The sequence below is a fragment of the Vibrio sp. 811 genome (genome assembly GCF_033339195.1).
This window is the reverse complement of record NZ_JAWOUB010000753.1, coordinates 1-563: the sequence shown is the minus strand read 5'-3', so window position 1 is coordinate 563 and position 563 is coordinate 1. Positions and strand designations below refer to the sequence as shown.

Sequence of the window (563 nt, the reverse complement as noted above, 5' to 3'; positions counted from 1 at the left end):
ATTTCATCCCAATGGGCGCGTATTTGCTTGATGTTCAGCCTGTCGCTGCTAATCATCGGCTTGAGCGCGTCATAGGCGGCGTCGCCCTTGGGGATGAATAGCTTGGTTTCGCCCAAGTCACGGATACGCGGCGCGAAGCGAAATCCCAGCAAATGCATCAAGCCAAACACGTGATCGGTGAAGCCTGCCGTGTCGGTGTAGTGTTCCTCGATGCGCAAGTCCGACTCGTGGTACAGCAGGCCATCAAGCACGTAAGTTGAATCACGAATGCCCACGTTGACCACCTTGGCACTGAAGGGCGCGTACTGGTCGGAGATATGGGTGTAGAAAGTCCGTCCTGGACTGCTTCCATACTTCGGGTTGATATGACCAGTGCTTTCTGCTTTGCTGCCGGTTCTGAAGTTCTGGCCGTCTGACGATGACGTGGTGCCGTCACCCCAGTTGCCGGCGAAGGGTTGCCGAAACTGCGCATTCACCAGCTCGGCCAGCGCCGTCGAATAGGTTTCATCGCGGATGTGCCAGGCTTGCCGCCACGACAGCTAGGCGTCGGTGGTCCCAGGGCC

The 563-nt window shown here is 57.7% G+C and carries 1 pseudogene; it reads right to left on the bottom strand.

Features of this window, described 5'->3' with window-relative positions:
- Window positions 1–563: pseudogene (locus tag R7Q46_RS29215) on the bottom strand (Tn3 family transposase); the annotation flags it as partial.